Genomic DNA, 579 nt, shown 5'->3' on the forward strand with positions numbered 1-579 from the left:
ACAGCCGGGCGGGATGGAAGGGCCGGGTGGCCCGGAAGACGGTGCTGGAGATGCCGTATTCCTCGGTCTCCGGCACATGGTCGCCGTTGAGTTCCCTCACCCAGCCGGGGGCCTGCTGGGCGCGTTCGAGGTCGAAGCGGCCGGTGCCGAGCACGTCCGTGGGGGCGACCCGGCCGTGTGTGGCGGGTACGAGACGGGCGGCCGGGTTGAGCCGGGACAGCGCTGCCGCCAGCCGTTCGGCCGTGTCGGGGGTGACCAGGTCGAGCTTGTTGAGGACGATGACGTCGGCGAACTCGACCTGGTCCATGAGGAGATCGCTGACGGTGCGCTCGTCGTCCTCGTACTGGTCGAGTCCCCGCGCGACCAGCTCGTCCCCGCTGGTCAGTTCCGGCAGGAAGTTCGCGGCGTCGACGACGGTGACCATGGTGTCGAGCCGCGCGACCTCGTCCAGCGTTGCGCCGTCGTCGCGGGGGAAGGCGAAGGTGGCGGCGACGGGCATGGGCTCGGAGATGCCGCTGGACTCGATGAGGAGATAGTCGAACCGTCCCTCTCTCGCGAGCCGGTCCACCTCCTCCAGCA

At 69.9% G+C, this 579-nt stretch carries 1 protein-coding gene; it reads right to left on the bottom strand.

Going from position 1 to position 579, the window contains the following annotated elements; translation table 11 throughout:
- Positions 1-579, bottom strand: a 579-nt coding sequence (locus EEJ42_RS30980) for a GTP-binding protein (protein WP_281291541.1), incomplete at both ends; no start/stop codon positions are given.

The sequence above is a fragment of the Streptomyces botrytidirepellens genome, assembly GCF_003721215.1.
In the GTDB taxonomy this organism is placed as follows: domain Bacteria; phylum Actinomycetota; class Actinomycetes; order Streptomycetales; family Streptomycetaceae; genus Streptomyces; species Streptomyces himastatinicus.